General features: G+C 50.7%; 15 protein-coding genes. 11 read left to right on the plus strand and 4 right to left on the minus strand.

Annotated features, from left to right (window positions below):
- Nucleotides 1-226 precede the first annotated feature (226 nt).
- The 7 genes from GCWU000325_RS05770 to GCWU000325_RS05800 all read left to right on the plus strand — a co-directional run bounded on the left by GCWU000325_RS05770 (nt 227) and on the right by GCWU000325_RS05800 (nt 9,730).
- Nucleotides 227-817 carry a DUF4840 domain-containing protein gene (locus GCWU000325_RS05770; RefSeq protein ID WP_006255316.1) on the plus strand — a complete coding sequence of 197 codons (591 nt, stop codon included), beginning with the start codon at nt 227-229 and terminating at the stop codon, nt 815-817.
- 124 nt (nt 818-941) lie between these two features.
- Nucleotides 942-1,286 carry a hypothetical protein gene (locus tag GCWU000325_RS05775; RefSeq protein WP_154646589.1) on the plus strand — a complete coding sequence of 115 codons (345 nt, stop codon included), beginning with the start codon at nt 942-944 and terminating at the stop codon, nt 1,284-1,286.
- Between the two features lie 234 nt (nt 1,287-1,520).
- Nucleotides 1,521-3,101: a fimbrillin family protein gene (locus GCWU000325_RS10990; protein WP_006255318.1), complete on the plus strand. Its 1,581-nt coding sequence runs from the start codon at nt 1,521-1,523 to the stop codon at nt 3,099-3,101.
- A gap of 26 nt (nt 3,102-3,127) precedes the next feature.
- Nucleotides 3,128-4,555 carry a fimbrillin family protein gene (locus GCWU000325_RS05785; protein WP_050756608.1) on the plus strand — a complete coding sequence of 476 codons (1,428 nt, stop codon included), beginning with the start codon at nt 3,128-3,130 and terminating at the stop codon, nt 4,553-4,555.
- Between the two features lie 75 nt (nt 4,556-4,630).
- Entirely contained in the window at nt 4,631-7,174 is a 2,544-nt protein-coding gene (locus tag GCWU000325_RS05790) for a TonB-dependent receptor (RefSeq protein ID WP_006255320.1), read from the plus strand.
- A 24-nt stretch (nt 7,175-7,198) separates the two neighbouring features.
- Nucleotides 7,199-8,560, plus strand: a complete 1,362-nt coding sequence (locus tag GCWU000325_RS10995) for a DUF5689 domain-containing protein (protein WP_006255321.1) — start codon at nt 7,199-7,201, stop codon at nt 8,558-8,560.
- An 81-nt stretch (nt 8,561-8,641) separates the two neighbouring features.
- Nucleotides 8,642-9,730, plus strand: coding sequence for an endonuclease/exonuclease/phosphatase family protein (locus GCWU000325_RS05800; protein ID WP_006255322.1), 1,089 nt, complete (start codon nt 8,642-8,644; stop codon nt 9,728-9,730).
- Nucleotides 9,731-9,886: 156 nt separating this feature from the next.
- Here GCWU000325_RS05800 and GCWU000325_RS05805 read toward each other — a convergent pair whose 3' ends face one another.
- The 4 genes from GCWU000325_RS05805 to GCWU000325_RS05820 form a co-directional block, all read right to left on the minus strand.
- On the minus strand, nt 9,887-10,897 hold the full coding sequence (locus GCWU000325_RS05805) for a 4-phosphoerythronate dehydrogenase (RefSeq protein ID WP_040599385.1): 1,011 nt from the start codon (nt 10,895-10,897) through the stop codon (nt 9,887-9,889).
- Nucleotides 10,898-11,171: 274 nt separating this feature from the next.
- On the minus strand, nt 11,172-11,996 hold the full coding sequence (locus GCWU000325_RS05810) for a DUF3108 domain-containing protein (RefSeq protein WP_006255324.1): 825 nt from the start codon (nt 11,994-11,996) through the stop codon (nt 11,172-11,174).
- Nucleotides 11,993-13,915: an Ig-like domain-containing protein gene (locus tag GCWU000325_RS05815; protein ID WP_006255326.1), complete on the minus strand. Its 1,923-nt coding sequence runs from the start codon at nt 13,913-13,915 to the stop codon at nt 11,993-11,995. Before GCWU000325_RS05815 ends, GCWU000325_RS05810 begins: the two co-directional genes overlap by 4 nt.
- A 13-nt stretch (nt 13,916-13,928) precedes the next feature.
- The gene (locus tag GCWU000325_RS05820; RefSeq protein ID WP_040598997.1) at nt 13,929-15,497 is read right to left on the minus strand and encodes a GH3 auxin-responsive promoter family protein; all 1,569 of its coding nucleotides are present in this window, start codon (nt 15,495-15,497) and stop codon (nt 13,929-13,931) included.
- A 1,341-nt stretch (nt 15,498-16,838) separates the two neighbouring features.
- Here GCWU000325_RS05820 and GCWU000325_RS05825 point away from each other — a divergent pair.
- From GCWU000325_RS05825 to GCWU000325_RS05845, 4 genes are all read left to right on the plus strand, one after another.
- Nucleotides 16,839-17,249, plus strand: coding sequence for an HU family DNA-binding protein (locus tag GCWU000325_RS05825; RefSeq protein ID WP_006255333.1), 411 nt, complete (start codon nt 16,839-16,841; stop codon nt 17,247-17,249).
- 898 nt (nt 17,250-18,147) lie between these two features.
- Nucleotides 18,148-18,381: a hypothetical protein gene (locus GCWU000325_RS05835; protein WP_006255337.1), complete on the plus strand. Its 234-nt coding sequence runs from the start codon at nt 18,148-18,150 to the stop codon at nt 18,379-18,381.
- 148 nt (nt 18,382-18,529) lie between these two features.
- Entirely contained in the window at nt 18,530-19,933 is a 1,404-nt protein-coding gene (locus tag GCWU000325_RS05840; RefSeq protein ID WP_006255338.1) for a hypothetical protein, read from the plus strand.
- A gap of 272 nt (nt 19,934-20,205) precedes the next feature.
- On the plus strand, nt 20,206-21,447 hold the full coding sequence (locus GCWU000325_RS05845; RefSeq protein WP_006255339.1) for an exonuclease SbcCD subunit D: 1,242 nt from the start codon (nt 20,206-20,208) through the stop codon (nt 21,445-21,447).
- Nucleotides 21,448-21,472: the final 25 nt, after the last annotated feature.

A 21,472-nucleotide genomic window follows, 5' to 3' on the forward strand; every position in this document is an offset into this window, starting at 1 on the left:
CCGCTCGGCAGTTTGTATCTCGCGCGCACGATATATATAATGTGTATGATTACAATCGAATGTTGTAGGCGTAGAAGTTTATAGGCGCGCCGCAGGATGGAAATTTGCTCGCTGCGGGGTGGAAAATTATGAATCAGCAGACGAATCTTACACGCAAAAAAACGACGCATCTGTTTGGCTGTTTCGATTTTTATAGCGAATATTGCGTAATTAAAAAATCAGATATATGAAAAAAGCAACAATCTTCCTACCTTTACTTATGCTCTTCGGTTTCTTACTGACGGCTTGCGAAACCAATGAACCGAAAGTTCCGGATAGCGTACGCCAAAGCATAAAAGGCAACTACAGCGGCCAAGTGGGTATGGTCTCTATCGGGAATAAGCGCGACACCATCCGCACCGCGGCTTTAGCCACTGTGACAGATAAAGAAATCAACATTGACCGTGTGCCCGTAGGTCCGATGGTCGACACTATTTTCGGCGGCGGCACGGCAGCGGCGAGCGGTATCAATACGCTACCAATGAAGATTAAGTACACGATGTACGCGGCTAATCAAGCTTACTACCCGATGCAATTTCAAATGGCCGAATTAAACTTCACCGTGACCCAGGGAAAATTGACACACAAGGTGCTTGTCGTCTTCGAAAGGCCTACTTTCGACAACATGGTCTTTTATTTCCCCGGGAAAGGTCAGCTCGTATTGGAAGCACGCACAGCTCGTATCATCGTAGATGAAGATGACATCCAAATGTTAGGCAACAAGATCAACCCAAAGCGCAAGTTCAGTTTCCGCTTCCCCACAATCTTAAAAAAATAATCGACTCCGACGAGTCGACCCCTTTGCGTCGAGCAAGGCACATCAAGGCCCTGCTCGGCGCTTTTTGTATGATGGCGGCGGCGCGCCGGCTTGGGGCTGACCGCCAGTCTGCTTGAAAAACGCTGTGCTAAACTACCGCCCACCTATGAGCCTCGGCGCGGCGCTTTTGATTGAAGCGCCACCAACGACGGCGGCTTTCGACGACAAAATATGCCGCCCCGCCACGCTCAATGATAGGCGACCTTTTCGTTTGGCGAGAGCAAACCACTATTTGGTGGGAGCAAACTATCGTTTGATGGGAACAAACCATCGTTTGGTGGGAGCAAACCTCGACCAATCGCGTCAAACGTGGGCAGATGAAGACTTACAAGCCGTCATTTTCAAAGACGCGCACCGCCCACTGCGGCCGGCCGCTTTCGAGCAGAAGGGCTTATCGGCGCGAGACAAGAGCATTCGCTCCGATTGCTGAGCAGAATTAACAAAATAAGCCCGAAAAAGCACCTGTTTGCAGCGCTTTTTCGGCGAATTTTATAAGTGTTAGCATTTTGCACTACGTCAATAATAAAAAATTTTAGTCTTTTATTCTGTAAAAAAATAGGAAAATCGAAAACATATCTGTACATTTGCAAGACTAAATAAGACGTCAGCCACTTTTTTAGAGAGTGGGTGGCTGCATGAGTGTAATAATAAGATTAAGGAGACGATGTATAAGCGATTATTCACAGCTTACGGACTGCTGACCCTATTGATCACGTTGGGTAGCTGTTCTTCCGATGAAACACTTGCCACTGAGCGCACCGATATTACGTTTGAAACGGGCGTAGCGCAAAGAGTGATGAATACGACTTGGGATGCCGGAGATAAAATAGGCGTCTTTATGGTGAAAAACGGGACCGGGCTTGATGCTTCCGGCATCGTGGGCGGCGGAGATAACGTGGTCTACACCACGACGACGGGCAACGGCACGTTTACACCGACTGCCGGCGGACTGAAATTTCCCGCTGATGGTTCAGCGGTAGATTTCATTGCCTATTATCCCTACACCGGTAGTTTGGACAATTACACTTATGCCGTAGATCTGACTGATCAGAGGCGTCCCTCCACGATTGATTTGCTTTATGCAAACGATGCAAAGGGCTTTAGCCAGTCATCAAACATCGTGCGCTTGAATTTCCGCCACCAATTGGTGCGCGTAGAGTTGACTATCAAGTCGGCAGACAACAAGCAACTGACGGGAGTGAAGGTAGCCTTGAACGACCAACCGCTACGCGCAACTTTTGATCTGAATACTGGCACATTCTCACAAATAGCTGCGGATCGGGGAACGATCGCAATGAACGCAACGAGCGCCGGCACGCTCTTGACGGCCACGGCTTTCATCTTGCCGGGCCAACGCGACATAACGGTGACAATCACGGCGACCGACGGAACAACTAAGCAGATAACGCTCGATGCAAACAAGAACTTAAAGCAAGGCGATAAGTATACGAAGAAAATCAGCGTGAAAAACTTAGGTTCGACGGAGACGCCGACACCTACGTATACGCACTGGACGGAGACGCCTACGATCACTGCGCAGCAATTAAAGGATTACAAATATATTTCTCATTATTTCTCGGACAACGGCAAGCAGGTAAGGAGCTACAGTATGTTGTATGATACGCAGCTAAAGATGGCCTATTGGGTAGCTTACCCCTTGTGTAATTATTATACAGCAAAGAACGTTAAACGCACGAATGCTTGGGCTTATGATCCGTCTCTGAGCAGCGAAGAACAGGCTACGATGAAGCGCGGACTTGTCGGCTTTGATCGCGGACACCAGATACCGAGTGCAGACCGCTTAGTGACGAGAGAAGCTAACGAACAAACGTTCTACTATACCAACATGACGCCGCAGATCGGTAGGGGTATGAATCAGCATATCTGGCAGAAGTTGGAAACAGCTGTGCGCGGATGGTCTTCAAATATTGATACGCTTTATGTCGTGACGGGTGCTATGCCGACAACGCCGGAGAACACGACAATTAGTTACACACAAGACAACGACGGCAAGCAGATTGCCGTACCCAAATACTACTTCAAGGCGCTCTGCCGCATCAACCGCGCTACGGGAGAAGCTCAAACGATCGCATTTAAGCTCGACAACAGGGCTTATCCAAACGGGGAATCGTATATGAATCACACGCTTTCCGTAGCTGAACTCGAACGGATGACGGGCTTTGTCTTCTTCCCCATGATTAGGGAGCAGGATAAGCAGGCGTATGACAAAAGCAAATGGAATTAGTCTTTAAAACAATAATGTTACCTGATATGAAAAGCTTAATTTTGAATCGGTTGGCAGTAATCGGACTCGGCCTTGCGGCTTTGACGTCTTGCACCAACCTGAACGAGAACAGTGAATGGGGCAATGGCTCTAAAGTGAAATTTTCTTCTTACATCGCCGGCCAAAAGGCAGTACGCGCAAGCGGCACGGCTTGGGCTAACGGCGATCAAGTCGGCATCTTTATGAAGCAGGGTGCGACGATGAAGAAGGCTAACGTGAAGTATGTGGCTGATGATCGCGGCAACTTGACTGCAGCTACGGCTTCGGAGGCTTTGGCTTATCCTTCGGACAACTCTGCAGTAGACTTTGTGGCTTACTATCCTTATGCGGCTTCGGCAGCAAGCGGAACGTATGACATAAACGTGAGCAACCAAAGCAACTTGCCGGCTATCGACTTGCTCTATGCTGACAATGCGAAAAACAAAACGTCCGCAAGCGGCGATGTAAACTTGGGCTTCACGCACAAGCTCACGCAAATCGTGCTCAATATTACGGCAGACGCAACAATTCCTTCGACGGCAGGCTTGAGCGTTACGTTAAAAGGCACGCCGGCTACGGGTAAATTTGACCTCAATAAGGGCGAGCTTACGGCAGATGCTGCTACGGCAAACATCGCTATGAACGTAAACGCTACAGGTACGACGGCAGCGGCTATCGTTCTGCCTGCGGCAACGACGAGCGGAAAGTTGGTCTTCACGCTTAACGGTGTGAGCGTAGAAAAGGCGCTCTCTGTGAGCACTCTTGGAGCCGGAACGAAGGTGGTTATCCCCGTAAAACTCACGAAAGGCGGCTCACCGAGCACGATGGACGTAAGCTTTGGCGCAGCAACGATTGCTGACTGGACGGAAGTAGCAGGTGGCGAAGTAAATGTAGACTTCAAGCAAGGCGAACAACCGCAACCGGGCGAGCAGGAAGTAGTAATCTTCGAGGAAACTTTGGGCACGACACCCATTAAAAAGGTTGGTAAATATTGGCCAAACCTTAAAGACTTCACAGGCTGGAGTAACCCGACGCTGACTTTTGAGGACGTCAACAAGAATTTGTCTGTACGCCACCACGCCAACAAGAATTGCATTTGGTTTTCAACAAAGAACAACTGTGATTTCCACATTGGCCAGATTCCATCCAATGGTTATAAGAAATTTAAGCTTATTTATAAGGTGAACGGCGGCGTCTACAAAGAGGGCGAAACGATGAATCTCAACGTGCTAAAGGGTAAGTTTAACGACACTACATTCTCAACGCCGGATAAGGTAGTCAAGGCTCCGGGAGATAAGGAAACCTATTTCGAGTTTACAGTAGAGCTGCCTGCAAATGATACAGAAGCACTCGGCGATCTGCACTTCCAGACGAATATTCCTAAAGGATCATTCGGCATACGCTTGGCTGATATTAAGCTCGTAGGCATTAAATAAAAAACAATCTCTTCTGCGTCTGTCCTCTTACGGCGAAGAAGCCGGAGGACAGACGCTTTTTCTCCAACTTAAAGTATGAAAAAGCGGAAAATCTTAATGGGAATGGTGCTCTTTCCTCCTGCCATTCTTGCGCAATCGGTTACGCCCGATTCGTCTTTTGTGCAGGACCTTTCCCTGGTAGGAGTCGTCGACGCTTCAACGCTAGACGACATCGGCGAAGATGGCGTCGATGGCGCATCACAGAACATTACAACGACGGTACTTACATCGCACGACGTCTATCTCAACAAGGCGGCCTACCAACTCTCGTCAATGCGCTTCTTGGTACGTGGCTATAAGAACCTGTATCAAGATACGTATATCAATGGCTTGCCTTTTAATGATCAACTTCGGGGCGTGTTCAACTTCTCTGCCATCGGGGCGCTGAATATCCTCACTCGTAACGGCGACCAAATCAATTATACGCAACCGGGATCTTTTGGTTTCGGAAACATTGGGGGGGCTAATAATATATTAATGCGTGCCGGCGACTTCAGGAAAGGAAGTCAGGCGACGCTAAGCTATACCAACCGCACGTATTATCTGCGCGGAATGTATGCTTACTCTACAGGACTTTCTCCCAAAGGCTGGGCTATGACGGCGCTCTTAGGCGGACGTTACTCTGACGAAGGAAATATTCAAGGTACATTCTATCGAAACGTTGCGTATGCCTTGCTCCTCGAGAAGCGCTTCCGCGGTGATCGCCACCGCCTTACCTTCACGACCTTCGGTTCTCCCGTCGTCCGCGGTCAGCAAAGCGGCTCCATTCAAGAAGTGTACGACCTGACGGGCAATAACCTTTACAACGCCAACTGGGGTTACCAGAACGGAAAAAAGCGCAACTCCCGCGTGGTTCGCGCCATTGACCCAACGGCGATTTTAGCTTACGACGGCAAACTCTCCGACAAAGTTACGCTCAAGTCTGGTCTGTCTTTCCATTTCGGAAAGTATGGTAACACGGCGCTCAACTGGTTTGACGGCGCTGATCCTCGCCCCGACTATTATCGCTATCTGCCTTCCTTCTACTTGGCCAATGGAAACAAGGCCACAGCAGAAGAGTACGCAGCGCTTTGGCGCTCAGGAAATCCGGCTTTCACGCAGGTCAATTGGGACAATATGGTGAATGCCAACTACAACAACAAACGCAACGGCAACGGGGCTGCAATTTATATGGTAGAAGAGCGCCGCAGCGATTTGTTTGAAACGACTTTCAACACTACGATCTCTGCACAGCTGAGCAGAATATATACCTTGACGGGCGGCTTGACGGCCCGCAACACCATCTCTCATCAATACAAGAAAGTAGACGACCTACTTGGCGCCGACTATGTACTCGACATCGACAAGTATGCCGACACAGATTACCCCGGCGACGCAGATCAGTCGCAAAAAGACCTCAACCGCCCCAACCGACGCGTGTTCAAAGGCGGCATTTTCGACTACGATTACAAACTCAACATCAACTCCGTAATGGGTTGGTTAAACAATCTGTATAACAAAGGTCGTTGGGAAGGCTACTACGGCGTTAAGCTCACTTATACCGACTTCTTCCGCGACGGCAAAATGCGCAACGGCCACCACCCCAACAACTCTTTCGGGAAGGGGCGCCACCATACATTTATTGATATGATGCTCAAAGGCGGCTTGACGTATAAGTTTAGCGGCCGCCATCTGCTTCAGGCTAACTTTGTCTATGGCTCTATGGCACCTTTGGCCAACAATGCCTACATCTCCTCGCGTTATAGCGATCAGACGCCTAAAGGTTTGGAAAGCAGCCGCGTGTTCCATGCCGATTTGAGTTATATTTTCTCTGCCGGCAAGCTGCAAGGTCGCTTCTCACTCTTCAACACCAACTTCTACGATCTGGCTGAACGCAGCACCTATTATTATGATGGTGTGACGCTCGTCAACCAAGTAATGACCGGCGTCAACAAAGTACACCGCGGCATTGAGTTTGGTATGTCCTACAAGCACGACCAGCACCTGACGATCGACTTAGCCGGCACCTTGGCGCAATATTATTATGCCAACAACCCCATCGGAGAGTTTTCGGCCGACAATGGTCGCAGCTTAGCCGACTACAACGTCGCTGATCAAGAGCGCGTATATATGCGCAACATCATGGTAGGCGGCGTACCGCAAGCGGCCGGCACCTTGGGCGCACGCTATTTCATCAAATACTGGTTTATCGGCGCTAACCTTAACGTCTTCGGGCGCAACTTCATCGACGTGAGTCCCTCGCGCCGCGTTTCCTCGCGCTATAACGGCAACCCCGACTTAGGTATTCCCGCCGTGACGCCGAACAATCAATATTACGAAGCCTACAAGCAGTTTACGCACCAAGAGCGTTTCGCTGCGGGCTGCACGCTCGACCTCTCCATCAGCAAAATCATCTATATGGGGCGCAAGCGTTCGCTCAACATCAACCTCTCACTCAACAATATTCTCAACAAGAAAGACGTCCGCACGGGCGGCTTCGAGCAAGGGCGCATAGATCTTAATCGCCCCACCCTTTACGCCAATAAATACTTCTACATGCAAGGCTTCAACTGCTTCCTCAACCTGAGCTACAAGTTCTAAGCCTTTCATCAAAAACATACAGTTATGATTAAGTTCCAACATTTGAATAAGATTTTCGCCGGTCTCTTGACGTTCTGCCTCGCCTTGGGCATTGCGTCCTGCGACAAGACCTACGAACTCCCGCCGCTCAACGAGCCTACGTTTACGCTGCCCAGCGGCGCACAAACGATCACCATCAAAGACTTGCGCACACGCTATGCTAATGCCACGCAGGAAAATCCGATGACGATTGCCGACAGCCTCTGGCTCAAGGCGCGCGTAAGCGGCGACGATCGCTCCGGCAACATCTTCAAGCAAATCATACTTCAAGATGAGACCGGCGGCATTTCGTTCCTCATTGATCAAAGCAACGTCTACAACGACTACCCTACGGGCCAAGAAGTCTACATCAGCCTCAAAGGACTTTGCGTTTCCGTCTACGGAGATGAGCAGCAATTGGGTTATCCGACCGGTACGCTCTACCGCACGCCTTATGTTAATTTCAAGAAGCACGTACACCGCAACGGCTATGCTGACCCTGCGGCACTTAAGATCAAAGAGTTCACCGACATTTCCAAACTTAGCGACGATGTAGCGGCCAATAAGTTCACGCTTATTCGCCTTAACGGCATACATTTCAAGGAAGGCGGCAAGGCCAACTTCGCAGAAAAGAAAGGCGTCGGCGCACACGATTTGGTCGATGAATATGGTAACACCATCTCCGTCCGCACCAGCAACTACGCGGCCTTCGCTGCCACGCAACTCCCCGTTGGTACGGGCAACGTCATTGCTGTTCTGGGTCGCTTCCGCGGCGCTTGGCAACTCACGATTCGCAATATCGAAGATGTATTTGGCTTTGACGGCATAGCACCGACTGAACCTCCCGTCACGCCGCCCTCACCTGACGAGACGATTATCTTTTTCGAAAAGATGGGCAACTCGAAAGTGACTAAGGAAGGCAACTACTGGCCGCTCGTCTCAAAGTTTACGGCTTGGAGCAATCCGAATCTGTCGTTCACCGACGTCAATTCCACCCTCTCTGTCCGCAACTGGAGCGACCTCAACTGCATCTGGTTCCCCTCCGGCAAGTCCAACGACTTCAAGATCGCCGGCTTCGACACGTCGGGCTACCAAAAACTGACGCTGACTTACAAGCTCAACGCCAACTTGTACAATGATGGCGACCAGATGGACTTGATAGCAATGACCGGAACGTTTAACGGTGTTGCCTTTGCCACGCCTTCTAAAATCGTAGTCGGTCCGGCTGACAAAAACGAGTTTACGCTCGTCACCATCGACTTGCCGGTAGCTTCAGGCGCTGCAAATTCTGAGCTTCATTTCTTGGCTGGCGAGGCGAACAAACTGGGCTTGCGTCTGGCTGAAATCAAACTCACGGGTAAGAAATAAAACGATGGGCTTCGGCCTACTGACTTTCCGCCTCGCCGTGCTGATAAGCACGCGAGGCGAAAGCAATAACAACCAATTCCAATGGAAAAGATGAAAATTATCTCCCGCCGAGCAGTCCTCTTCTGCCTCTTGGCCTTCATCTTGCAAGCACCGCTTCGAGCGCAACTCAAGCAGGTGCAGCGGTCAGCCGTATATGCCGTCGCCTTCTACAATCTGGAGAACCTCTTCGATACAGAAGACGACCCCAACAACAAGGGCGACGACGACTTCCTGCCCAACGGCCCCTACCTATGGACGCCGGAAAAATATCAACAAAAGCTCCACAACATCGCCAGAGTCATCGGCGATTTGGCGCGCGACCATTGCCCTTCCGGACCGGCTTTTATCGGCGTTTCCGAGATTGAGAATGCGCGCGTTCTGCAAGATCTTTGCAATACGGAGCCCGTAAGATCTATGGGCCTGAAGTATATTCACTTCGATTCGCCCGACCATCGCGGCATCGATGTCGGTTTACTCTACAATCCGCGCTTGTTTAAGATTGTGCGGGCTGTGCCTTATGCTTATGTTAAGCCGGATCAGCCCAACTTTAAGACGCGCGACGAACTCGTGGTGAGCGGCATTTTGGGCGGCGAACCTGTAAGCGTCATCGTCAACCACTGGCCCTCACGCTACGGCGGCAGCAAATCTGACCCGATGCGTGCTCACGCTGCGCTATTGGCCAAGACGATCACCGACAGCATACGGCAAGCTGATCCTGCCAACAAGGTTATTATTATGGGCGACTTAAACGACGACCCCAAAGATGCCTCCGTGGCCAAAGTCTTAGGCGCTGCACGCACTATGAAGTCCACGCCCGTGGGCGGACTCTTCAATGCGACGTGGCCACTCTACGACAGGGGAATCGGCACGCTTTGTTACCAAGATGCTTGGAACTTATTTGATCAGCAAATCATCACAGATAATTTTATCCACAACGCAGAAAACACACTCCGCTTCTGGAAAGCGGAAGTCTTCAATCGCGATTATCTGATGATCAAAGAGGGAAAACGCAAAGGCTATCCGCTGCGCAGCTTCGACAATTCCACTTGGCAGAACGGTTATGCTGACCACTTTCCTACGGTCACTTACTACGTCAAAACCATCCCCGACCCCGCGTTGACTGAAGACTAAACGAATTTATACAACATCGCGGAAGCAAGCAAAAAGCGCTTACTTCCGCGTTTTTTTCATAAGGAAAGGCTGCCGAACTTTTCTTTTTTACCTTGCCGATAGTTGAGCAAGATTTCCCTACTTCACCTTAGCAACTTCTATTATGCCTCGATGCACCTATTCGCGCCGAAGCGGATAAGCGCCGCGCAAGCGCTCGAAAGCTTCCGGATTATTTTTGAGCGCCTCGCTGTCGCGTAGCGGATCATAGCGTCGCAAGGCTTCACACGGAGGTGGCACTGCCGGGTTGTAAGCATAAGTCTCCGGCAACTCAGGAGGCGCAACGCAAAACTGCAGGGGCAACCGGAAATGCTGCGCTACGGCTTCGAGCGCCATACGCGTCCCGTTGGCTTTGCCGTCGGCCGAATAGCCGGCTATGTGAGGCGTCCCGATGAACATGCGCGCCAAAAGTTGGCGGTTGATCTCCGGTTCACCCTCCCACGTATCCAAAATCAGCGCGCGGAAGTTGTCAGCGTGGCGCAGCAAAGCCGCGTTGTCCACCACCTCGCCGCGCCCCGAATTGATCAGGACGGGCCGCCGCGCCGGCAAGCGCGAGAGCAAGGCCTCGTTGACCAAATGATACGTAGCGTAAGGCCCATCATAAGTAAGCGGCGTATGGAAAGTCAAGACGTCAGCCTCATCCCAAAGTTCGGCCAAGGTCATAAAACCCGACTCGTGCTCGGCGCGCGGCGGGTCGTTGCGCAATACGGTGCAGCCCAAGGCGCTGACGGCGCGCTCCACCGCACGCCCGACGTGGCCCACCCCGACGATGCCCACCCGCGCCTCGCGCAGCGTCAACCGGCCCGCCATTTCGAGGCGCAACAAGCAGGCAGCCACGTATTGGGCCACACTATTGGCGTTGCAGCCCGGACAATTCGCCCAACTGATGCCGGCCTCGGCCAAATAAGTCGTATCTAAATGGTCATAACCGATGGTTGCCGTAGCAATAAAGCGCACCGACGAGCCGCCAAGCAACTGCTTGTCGCAGCGCGTGCGCGTCCTTACGATCAGGATGTCGGCCTCGCGCACATCCTCAGCCGATATTTTGCCGCCCGGCAAGTACGTGCAGCGGCCTATCTTTTCAGCTTCGCCGCAAATGTAGGGAATCTTATCGTCGATGACTAAGCGCAGCGGCCTCGATGTTTGGTTGTCCGGCATACGTTCCATTGTTTTTTGCATATAAAAAGCGCTTTTGACCTTGTCGTCTGCTGGAGCCATTATCGTTTGGCGGCAGCAAACCATCGTTTGGCCCGAGCATACTATCGTTTGGTGCCGGCAAACGATCGTTTGCTCCCACCAAACAATGAGTCGGCCGTGTTTGGCCTTATAAAAGTCGACGCGCGGCCGACTAAAACAAAACATCGGCCGCCGGCGTTACACCTTGGCGACCGATAGTCGGTAAGTTTTATTTCTTAATGATAGAGGTTTGCGGATTGCGCACGCCCGTACTGCCCGTAAGGTAGGCCTTAGCCGTACCGAAATTGAGATTCATATCGATGCGAACGGGGAGGTGGTTCTTATCATCCGTGACGTAGAAAGTGACAATCTCCTTCTCCTTGCCGCCTTCCTTTTCGAGGTAGGAGAAGACCAAGCAGCGGTAAGTCAGAGTGCGGTTGTCCAACTTAAAATTCTTCTTGCCGCGATAGATCAGACTGCGCCACTCGGCGTGTTTCCCTTCGGCCATCACAAAATTTATGCGCTCGCCCACTTTCATCTTGCTCCCATCGAAAGAGCGTGCGCGCAAGAGCATACTGAGCATATCATAGGCGCAATATTTCCCTTTGTGATTGTGCCACTCCGCGGGCTGCTTGTCGCGCTGATAGAACATCTTGAGCGCCACTTGGTTGTCGGGATAAGTGTACCATACTTTCTCTACGCGTTTCGTCTTGCCCTCGAAGGCATCCTTTTCATAGTAAAGCGGAATAAGGTCGAGCGAGGTGTAACTCGTCAGTCGGTCGCGCATCGTAAAGTATTTGTCGGCCGTGCCCGAGGTGCGGGTAGTCAGCGTCGTGCGATAGGCGGCTTGCTTGCCATAGACGGACTGCGTAATATTGAACGTGGCTGTGCCCACCTTGAACCACACGAATTTCCAATTGAAATGGAGGTCGTAGACCAAAGTCTCGCCACTCTTGAATGCAGAGTTTTCACTCGAACACTGGGCCGCTGCTCGGTCGCCGATAGAGCAGGCGAGGCAGAGGAGGGCCAACGCGCGCAAAAAGTATGTTCTCATTGCTTTGGAGTTTTATCGCCCTTGCGCTTTAGATTCTTCATGTGCGCCGAAGGCTGTTCGTTCTTATTTGTAGCTTGACGCAAGCCGGCGGGTTTCTGAGCCGTGAGCGCCCATTGCTTGAGGTCCCAAGCTTGATCCGTATCCCAGTTGGCCCGCACTTCGATGGCCTGCGGATAATAATAGACAGCCTCGGGCTGTCGCCGCTGCTCGTAATCGCCGGTGTCCCATTGGTTGTTGCCGTTTGCGTCAAAGAAGCAGCGCAAAAAGTATTTGCCGGGCTTCAGATAATAGAAGTCGGCCCGTCCCGCGTCGACGCGCACTTGGCGAACGATTTCCTTTTCCGATTGCAGGAGTTGGACGATGGTAGTCGAGTCGGCGTTGGTCAGCGTAACAAACAGACTGCCCATTTCATCGGCCTTGGCGATGGAGAAATCGCGCTCCAGCGGCTTATTAACCAACCCGCTCAGACCGACGACGGCTGCGGAATCGACGACGATGCGATACTGCTGCCCCGGTCTCCACGATCCGAGCAGCGTATAGCGCAGCAGTTGGCGGCGCTCCAAGATGAAGGGGACGGCGTGCAAGTTGCTATCTTCGCGGAGAAAGAGGTGAAACTTCGTTGTGTCGACTTGGACGAGCGGCTCTGCGGGCAGAAAATCGATATTCTTATTGGGCGGAAGCGGACTTTCAAACTTCTCGTTGAAATTCAAATGGGCCACGGGTGGCTGCTCACGCGAATAATCGCCTTTCTTGTGGCGGCGCTCCAATTCTTTTTCCCAGCGCGCCTTTTCCGCCGCCTGCTGTTGGGCCAGACGGGCATTGGTCAAGCGGGGTACGATTTCGAGCGTGTCGCTACGAAGTTCGTTGACGCCGGTAGAGTCGTTAGTCGCCATATATGAATACAGCATACGCAGCGAGTCGATCGCAGCAACTTCGCGCCGACTTATCCAATATGTAATTGTGTCGTTGCCGGCCGAACGCTGCTCTATAAAAGCATCTTTTGCATCGAAGTTGAGCCCGCGCACGGTCGGAATTTCCTTGGAGGGAGCGGTAAAATAGACAGTAAAAGACTCCGGCCGCGCCCGCACGGTCTTAAGCAGTGCGCGGGGCTGATCTGCTCCGCGAAAAGCCAGCAGAACAACGTCGTCGGGCAGATAATGGGTATAAGAAATTGTACGAATAGAATCATAGCGCACGGTGTCGGCCCACAAAGTATCGTTGCGCGTATCGGCAAACGAACTCGGCTTGATCTCTTGCGCGCTGAAAGCTATTTCTTCGCCACGACTGTATTTGAAATCTCCGTCGCGGTCGCTCAAAGCGTAGATGCGATAAGTGCCGGGCGCCACGCCCTTAATCGAAAAGTGGCCGCGCTCATCTGTACGAGCTACGCGGTCGAAGGGTAGTTTGCTGAAAGCGCTATCGGACAAGTCGTGGTGCAAGCCAACTAAGATGCCTTTGACCGGATTTAAGTCGGCCGCATTGAGCACATTGCCCGCCACTTCCATCGTATCGACCAGCTCGCCCGTAGAGAAATAATAAGTGAAATTGCCCAAAGGGTTGCCCTCCGTAGCATCCTTGATCGCATCGGAAAAGTCGATGGTGTAAGTGGTATTTGGAAGCAGCGAATCGACCAGTTCGACGGTGATGCGCTTCCCTGAAATCTTAATCTCCGGCTGCTCGTGTTGCGGCGGCGAAACGACGATCTTTTCGCTCGGATTCTCTACTTTGATGGCCTCGCTAAAGCCCAAAGTGACCTTTTTTACCTTCTTGACGTCGCGCTCACCCATCTGCGGCGAGAGCAAAGTGACAGTCGGCGGCGTCTCATCATAAGGTCCGCCGTCAGGCCCTTGACCGGGATTGGCGCAAGCGGCAACCAGCGCACACATTATTATATAGTAGAGGAGCGAAAAGGGCTTCATAAGGATGGGAAAATTAACTGCGCGAGGATTCTGCTACATCGCCGCCGCCTCGCGCTGCGCGCTCGGCGAGCACTTCTGCGTTGAGCTGAAGAATTTCGTCGATGATGGTGCGATTATTGCTTAAACGCGGCACTTTATGCTGCCCTCCAAGTTTGCCTTTTCTGCGTAGCCATTCATCGAAAAGCCCGCGTTCGGCTACGATTACTTCGAGCGGCTGGAGCGTAATACTCTTGTCGCGCTTGGCTTCGTAATCGGAATTGAGGTGTTGCAAAGTTTCGTCGAGAATGCGCGCGAAATAGTCGCGATTATCCGGCTCGCGGGCAAAGTCAATCACCCATTGGTGCCGGCATTTCGCACGCTCGTCCATATAAACCGGCGCGGCGGTATAATCTTTTACGACGGCGCCGGTCTGCCGACAAGCTTCAGCCAAGCCGCGCTCAGCATTATCTACGATCAATTCCTCACCAAAGGCATTGATAAAGCTCTTTGTGCGCCCCGTAATCACGAATTTATAAGGATTGCGCGAAGTAAACTTGACGGTATCTCCAATCATATAGCGCCAAAGCCCGCCGGAAGTCGTAATGAGCAAGGCATAGTTGCGCCCGGTCTCGATGGCCCACAAAGGAAGTATAGTCGGGTCGGTCGAATCTACCTCCTCAAGCGGAATAAATTCGTAGAACACACCGTAATCCAGCATCAAGAGCATCGCAGCATCGTTCGGATCATCTTGTAATCCAAAGAAGCCTTCACTGGCATTGTAGGTCTCCATATAATGCATTGACGGCGTGGGCAGCAATTGCCGGTAAAGCTCGCGATAAGGCGTGAAAGCGATACCGCCGTGAAAGAAAACTTCCAGATTGGGCCACACTTCGGCAAGATTGTCTTTACCTGACAACTCGATGACGCGTTGCAAGACGCTCAACATCCACGACGGAACGCCACTGATGCTTGTTATGTTTTTATGGAGCGACTCGCGGGCTATGCGATCGCGCTTCTCTTCAAAATCGGCCAGCAGCGCGGTATGCTTATTGGGCACGCGAAGCAGATTAACCAAGGGATTGATGTTTTCAATCAAGATGGCACTGAGATCACCTACGATGGAGTGTGGCGTATTATAGTTGGGCGCGTGACTACCGCCGAGAATCAAACCCCGACCCGAGAAAAAGTTGCTCGAGGGATGATTATGGAGATACAAAACCACCGCATCGCGACCGCCGGCATAGTGCGTATCGTGCAAACCCGCTTTCGTCACGGGGATAAACTTACTCTTGTCGTTCGTTGTCCCCGAAGATTTGGCATACCATTTAACCTTGCCCGGCCAGAGCAGGTCTCGCTCACCGTGGCGCATCTTATCGATGTCGTCTTTCAAGTCTTCGTAAGTACTAACCCTAACTTGTCGGGCGAAATCATCGTAGGAGTCGATGTCTTCAAAAGCATTTCTATGGCCGAAAGCCGTATCTTCTGCCGTCCGAATCAATTTGGATAGGACGCGGCGTTGGATTTCCTCAGCCGCCTCTGCATAGCGATCTATGGCAGCCTTGCGCTGCGCGAAAAAAGGACGTATATAGCGGGTCAAGCCCATTCGTTTGATTGTTCTGATTTGTGGCAAAATTACCACAAGAGGGGGGATAAGCCAAAGAATTTGCGCTTTTTTAGCGAGAAGCCACACTTTCCACCACGTTTGTCAAGGCTGAAAACGGAAAAAACAAGCGACAGAGGCAGCAAGCGTTGGCGGAGAAAATATAAAAGTGTAGCGAGAGCAATGAGAAATCAGTGGCCTACCAACAGAAATAAAATATTCTATGCGCAGACACATAAGTCTAATGGCCAAGCACATACGTACCTACAACTGCACTTTGATTAGTAAACTAAAGGAACTAAACGATTTCTTAGCTCATAAGCCCCAAGGCTTGGTCTTTTACGCTTTCCGCCGACGGGCATTCGCTTATTTTTGAAAGACCAACCCTATGGGGTTGTCAATTTACCTATGATCCGAGACAGCGTTGACGTTGCACGTCAACACTGCCCTACCAAAAGACTAACCCCGATGGGGTTATTGGTGGACGAAACTATGCGAAAACAATATAATTTCAAGCGGAACATCTGACACGCATACGTGTTATTGATCCCAAGACAATTATAAACTCGAATGTAAACGCGCAAAACATCCCCAACAAGCCCTTAGGCTTGGTCTTTTGGTAGGGCAGGCGTTGGAACGAAGCGACAACCCTGCCATAGTTCGCCGCAATGTGCAACCCCTTAGGGTTGGTCTTTCAAAATATCCGCATATAGCCGTTTGTATATGCTGATAAATCAAACCACCAAAGCCCATCCCTGCGATACAAGCCCTTAGGCTTGGTCTTTTGGCAGGGCAGGCGTTGGGGCGAAGCGCCAACCCTGCCATAGTTCGCCGCAAAAATGCAACCCCTTAGGGTTGGTCTCTCAAAACCGTCCACATATAGGCGTGTAAATACACAGATAAACCCAAACCACCAAAGCCCACCCCTGCACCACAAGCCCTTAGGCTTGGTCTTTTGGCAGGGCAGGCGTTGGAGCGAAGCGACAACCCTGCCACAATCCGCCGCAATGTGCAACCCCTTAGGGTCGGTCTCTCAAAACCGTCCGCATATAGGCGTGTAAATACACAGATAAGCCCAAACCGGCAAAGCTCACTCCCGCAACAGCAAGCCCTAAGGCTTGGTCTTTTGGCAGGGCAGGCGTTGGAGCGAAGCGACAACCCTGCCATAGTTCGTCGCAAAAATGCAACCCCTTAGGGTTGGTCTTTCAAAATCGTCCGCAGATTAGCTTATTATCAACGGTTTATAGCGCGTTTTGTCGACTCGACGGAAATGCTTACCTTTGCATACGCAAGGGCGAGGAGCGCTCTTGGCTTAATTATTCACCAATTAAATCTATACCAACAATGATTAAATTCGTTATCAGAGCGAAGAAAAATCCGCTCAAGAGAGATCAAGTGAAATTTTATCCCCAGATGGCGCCGGGCGTGCCCGTAATGCTACCTACGATTGTCGGGCGCATCGAGAAGCGTTCGGGCGTATCTTCTGCCTCCGTCAAGGCGGTGTTGGATGCCCTGCAATATGAGATTCTTCAAACACTCTCCGATGGTAATTCGGTTCGCTTAGGTGATCTCGGCTCTTTTCGCCTGACGATGCACGGCGAAGGCGCGTCGACGGCGAAAGAGGCAAAGGAAAAAGGCGCGAATCTCATTAAGCGCGTGAGCGTGCGGTTCACGAAAAGCAGTACGATGCGTATGGCTCTCGACAAGCGCAACTTAATCTTCGGTGCGCAAGACGATATCCGGAATGCGAAGTAGGTAAAGATGGCGGCACAACTTAGTGCCGGCAAAAAATTACATTTAATAAAGGCCGCGTTTTCAACCGATGAAAGCGCGGTTTTTTTCGTGTTTTGTCGAAAATGGGCGGTTGATCTTTCACACAAGGCTAAGGATCATTCCAACTTTCTCCTATGATCGTAAAAATTGTCTTAGGTGAAAGTTTGAAGAGTCTTATAGGAGAATTAAAATTGTCTTATAGGAGAATTTTTCGGATCATAGGGGAAAGTTTGGCGGCGGTGCGGAGTGTGTTGCGGCGGGGAGGTTTGGACGGTGTTTTATCCATAAATCTGCGATGAAACCGCCGTTTTTTGCGCTTTTTTGTCGTTTTCTGCGTGTAATTTTTGGGGTGAAAGCAGAGGATATTATCAATGGAGGAGGAATTTTTCAGGTTTTTCGATCCGATTTTGAGGCGAATGAGTTGTTGTATGAGTCTGTTTTTCAAACTTATTTGGGGGCTTTTGTGTGCGCTCAAAGAAATGTAAATAGTTGAATATATGCATATTAAACACCTTATCCGCTTTCAAGCGTTCGCGAAGTGAAGATGAGCGAACGGGGGCGCGGGCGGGCTTATGATTGCTCATTTTTGTTGGGAAATTGTCTCCTGTTTTCAAGATCATAAAATGGTGGACATTTGAAGCAAAAAAAAGTTCGAGAAAAATAAGGCAAGGGCCGAATTTACTCTTTCACATTTATTCACATGTGATGCGTTTTTGAGACTACTTTTGTTCATTATCAGCGATTTAAGGTATACCCCATGTCCGATTAGAGCAAGTCGGGGAAAATGAAAAATGTCCGATTAGAGCATATTTTTGTCCGATTAGAGCAAGTCGGTTAGGGGTAAAACGTCCGAACTTTGCAGTGTGAAAGATAAAAATCTATGACTGAGAACGAAAAAAGAAAACAATCGAGAAAGAAATTACAAGAACAGCGAGCAGCCACTCAGCGTTTCTTGGCGGATCGATTGGATTTTTTGGAAACAATCAGAGATATTGTCAACGCAGAATTGGATCGCCGAAAAGATGAATATACCTCGCACGCTGAAGAAACAACAAAAAGATTGCCGGCGAAGCGATGCAAGTTTTGCCAATGGTTGGACGAATTATGGGAGTGAGGCGCTAAGGCAACATATATGCGTGTAAGAAGTGTCATTCTAAAATTCTAAAAAGTAAATAAGCAATTCATTTTTAACAACCACAAACGCCCGAGCCTCCGATACGGCGTTACTTCGAAAGGAGTTTCAACAGGGAGGCATATATATTATGAAACAACATTTACTTAAACACAGCTATGCGGCAATCGTCGCGCTGTTCATCGCGATGTTTGCCCTGCCGAAGCCGGCACAGGCGCAGACCAAGTACAATCTCGAGATTGCCGGCAAGCAGGTAACCTCAGACAACTGCAACAACCTTTCTGTGATTCCTGGCGTGAGCGGAACGGTAAGATACGATCCTTCGCAGAAAATTCTTACGCTAGAAAATGCGACCATTAATGCAGGCAAAGAACAAGCGCTTGTATCGCGTACAGATGGCTTGACCATCAAACTTATCGGCACTAACAATCTCAGTTCATCGGGAGCGACCATGGGCATTACCGAGGCGCTGACTATCACCGGCGAAGGAGCCACACTGAATGTGGTGAGCGAGACTATTTGTGCTGTCTATTCTAATACGGCTGACATAACCATAGAGAATTGTAACGTGAACCTCAAAGGGGAGTATGGATTCTTAGCGAGAAATGATGATAAACCGGAAAGCCTCATCATTAAGGAGGCAAAAGTAACCATCGATGGAAAGCAGGGTACTATCGAAGATTTCACCCACCTTACGATGAAAGGTTGCGGCATCATCCAACCTGAGGGGGCAGTATTTGATGAATCAAGGAAGACCGTAGTAGTCAATGGTGAGCGCGTAAAAGGTAAGCTGGTTATTGCGCCAAATATCTACGATCTTCAGATTGTCGGCAATGATGTAACTTTCGACAACTGCGGCGACCTCACCATTTTTGACGGAGTAAGCGGAACGGTGAAGTATGACCCAACCAATAAAGTTCTTACGCTGAAGGATGCCATCATCAGTTCAACAGCCACAAATGCCATCGTTTCGCACATCGATGGCTTAACGATAGAGCTCATTGGCACAAACAGCCTGACTACTAAAGAAAACTCAACGCTCAGCTTCACTCATCCGTTGACCCTTACCGGCGGCGGCACACTCAATGTGAAGAGCCAGACAGACTGTGCTGTCTTTGCAAATGAAACCAACCTCACCATCAACAACTGCACCGTGAACGCTGAGAGCGGAGCATACGGCATTGCAGGACGGGATGGTTCAAACGAAAAGTTACTTATCAGGAATGCTACGGTAACAGCAGAAGGAAAAGATGGTTCTATCTGCGACTTCGCTTCACTCACACTGGAATATAGCAACATCACGCAACCCTCGGGGGCAAGATTCGACGAATCAGCGCACGCTGTAGTGCTCAATGGAGAAAAAGTAAAGAGCAAGATTGTAATCACAAGAGACCCGGCCGGCATCGACACGCCGACGATCGACACTGCTACCAAGCAGGGCATCTATACACTCAGCGGCGCGAAGCTTGACGGTAAAGTAGAAGACCTGCCGAAGGGTATATATATTATCAACGGCAAAAAAGTAGTAAAGTAATGATTTAATGGTTAGTAATAATGAGTGAGTAGCGTGATGGTTGGCGATGTGTGTTGACAACGGTTGAGGTAATACGTCAACTAAGCATCGCCAACCCCACGCGTCTTTCTTTCCTTGCACTTGTTCGTGCGGCACAGCATCGTGGCGCTCCGACAATTCTCTCACACTTTTCTTCGCACCACCTATGCGGTCGGGCAAAGAAAAGTGTTCTTTTTCTGTCCGTTATTACGCCCCTTTAAGTAATTTTGCGCAAAATAAAAAGAACGACAACTATGAAGTTGCTACATACGGCCGATTGGCATTTGGGCAATGCCTTCTACGGTTATGATCGCGAAGCCGAATTTAAGCACTACCTTGCTTGGTTGCGGCAGACGCTTGCGGAGCAGCAGCCCGACGTCTTGCTCATTGCCGGCGACGTCTTCGATCATCCCAATCCTTCGGCCGAGGCCGAAAAGATGTTTTTCCGCTTTCTCTGCACGGCAGCCGAGGAGGTGAGCGGACTGCAAATCGTTGTGATTGCCGGCAACCACGATTCCGGCGCACGCCTCGAAGCACCGGCCGGCTTGTTGTATCTTCATAATATATATGTGCGCGGCACGATCGAACGCCTGCCCGACGGCACGCCCGATTTCGACCGCCTGATTCTCCCTTTGAGTCGGCGCGACAATAATGAGGCGGAAATCGTTTGCTTTGCTGTACCTTATCTGCGTTCCGGCGATTATCCGGCCGGAATGACACAGGAAGAAGGCCTGCACTATTATTTTGAGCAGCTATGGAAGCACCTGCGCAAGAGCGACTTCCGAGGCCTACCCGTTATTCCCTTAGCCCATTATTATGCGGCCGATGCCCGCTTGAGCGAGACGGAGCACAGCGAGCGCCTTGTCGTTGGCGGGCAAGACCGCGTCGAAGGCGACGTAGCCGGTCGCGATGCGGCATATATCGCTTTAGGCCACATTCATCGGGCGCAGGAGGTGCGCAAACGCACCTTTTATGCCGGCAGTATACTGCCTATGTCCTTTTCGGAAAAATATTATGACCACGGCGCCCAACTCATAGAGCTTGATGAGGAAGGACGGGCCGGCGTATCTCGACTCACTTACACGCCCTTACGCCAATTGAAGTCAATCCCTGAAAAGGGCGCAGCATCGGCCGGCGAGGTTTTGGAACTCATCAGTCGCTTGCCGCGTCGAGAAAAAGATGATGAAGGGCTCGGCTGGCCTTATCTCGAACTTCGCGTAAAAGAAGAGCAGCCAGAACCGCAGTTTTTACACGATGTCACGACGGCCTTGCAGACCAAAGCCGTACGCTTCTGCCGCATTCTGCGCGAGCAGCCCGAAGTGACCGGTACTGAGCGCTCGATGCCCGACGTTGTCAACGTAACCACCACGACGCCGCTCGAATTGGCCCAACAAGTTTTTCAAGATAAATACGGTAAGCCCCTTCCCGAAGCTTTACAAACGCGCTTCGCAGAGGCTGCCGAAGACGTCATTACCGATCGCCACGCTGATCAATAAGATTATTGCCGACAATATCACTACT

Origin of the sequence: Alloprevotella tannerae ATCC 51259 (genome assembly GCF_000159995.1) — a bacterium.
GTDB lineage: Bacteria > Bacteroidota > Bacteroidia > Bacteroidales > Bacteroidaceae > Alloprevotella > Alloprevotella tannerae.

Coding starts and splice junctions, on each gene's coding strand:
- GCWU000325_RS10995 (WP_006255321.1), top strand. CDS start 7,199: ATGATTAAGTTCCAACATTTGAATAAGATTTTCGCCGGTCTCTTGACG.
- GCWU000325_RS05785 (WP_050756608.1), top strand. CDS start 3,128: ATGAAAAGCTTAATTTTGAATCGGTTGGCAGTAATCGGACTCGGCCTT.
- GCWU000325_RS05810 (WP_006255324.1), bottom strand. CDS start 11,996: ATGAGAACATACTTTTTGCGCGCGTTGGCCCTCCTCTGCCTCGCCTGC.
- GCWU000325_RS05825 (WP_006255333.1), top strand. CDS start 16,839: ATGATTAAATTCGTTATCAGAGCGAAGAAAAATCCGCTCAAGAGAGAT.
- GCWU000325_RS05770 (WP_006255316.1), top strand. CDS start 227: ATGAAAAAAGCAACAATCTTCCTACCTTTACTTATGCTCTTCGGTTTC.
- GCWU000325_RS05790 (WP_006255320.1), top strand. CDS start 4,631: ATGAAAAAGCGGAAAATCTTAATGGGAATGGTGCTCTTTCCTCCTGCC.
- GCWU000325_RS05840 (WP_006255338.1), top strand. CDS start 18,530: ATGAAACAACATTTACTTAAACACAGCTATGCGGCAATCGTCGCGCTG.
- GCWU000325_RS05835 (WP_006255337.1), top strand. CDS start 18,148: ATGACTGAGAACGAAAAAAGAAAACAATCGAGAAAGAAATTACAAGAA.
- GCWU000325_RS10990 (WP_006255318.1), top strand. CDS start 1,521: ATGTATAAGCGATTATTCACAGCTTACGGACTGCTGACCCTATTGATC.
- GCWU000325_RS05820 (WP_040598997.1), bottom strand. CDS start 15,497: ATGGGCTTGACCCGCTATATACGTCCTTTTTTCGCGCAGCGCAAGGCT.
- GCWU000325_RS05800 (WP_006255322.1), top strand. CDS start 8,642: ATGGAAAAGATGAAAATTATCTCCCGCCGAGCAGTCCTCTTCTGCCTC.
- GCWU000325_RS05815 (WP_006255326.1), bottom strand. CDS start 13,915: ATGAAGCCCTTTTCGCTCCTCTACTATATAATAATGTGTGCGCTGGTT.
- GCWU000325_RS05845 (WP_006255339.1), top strand. CDS start 20,206: ATGAAGTTGCTACATACGGCCGATTGGCATTTGGGCAATGCCTTCTAC.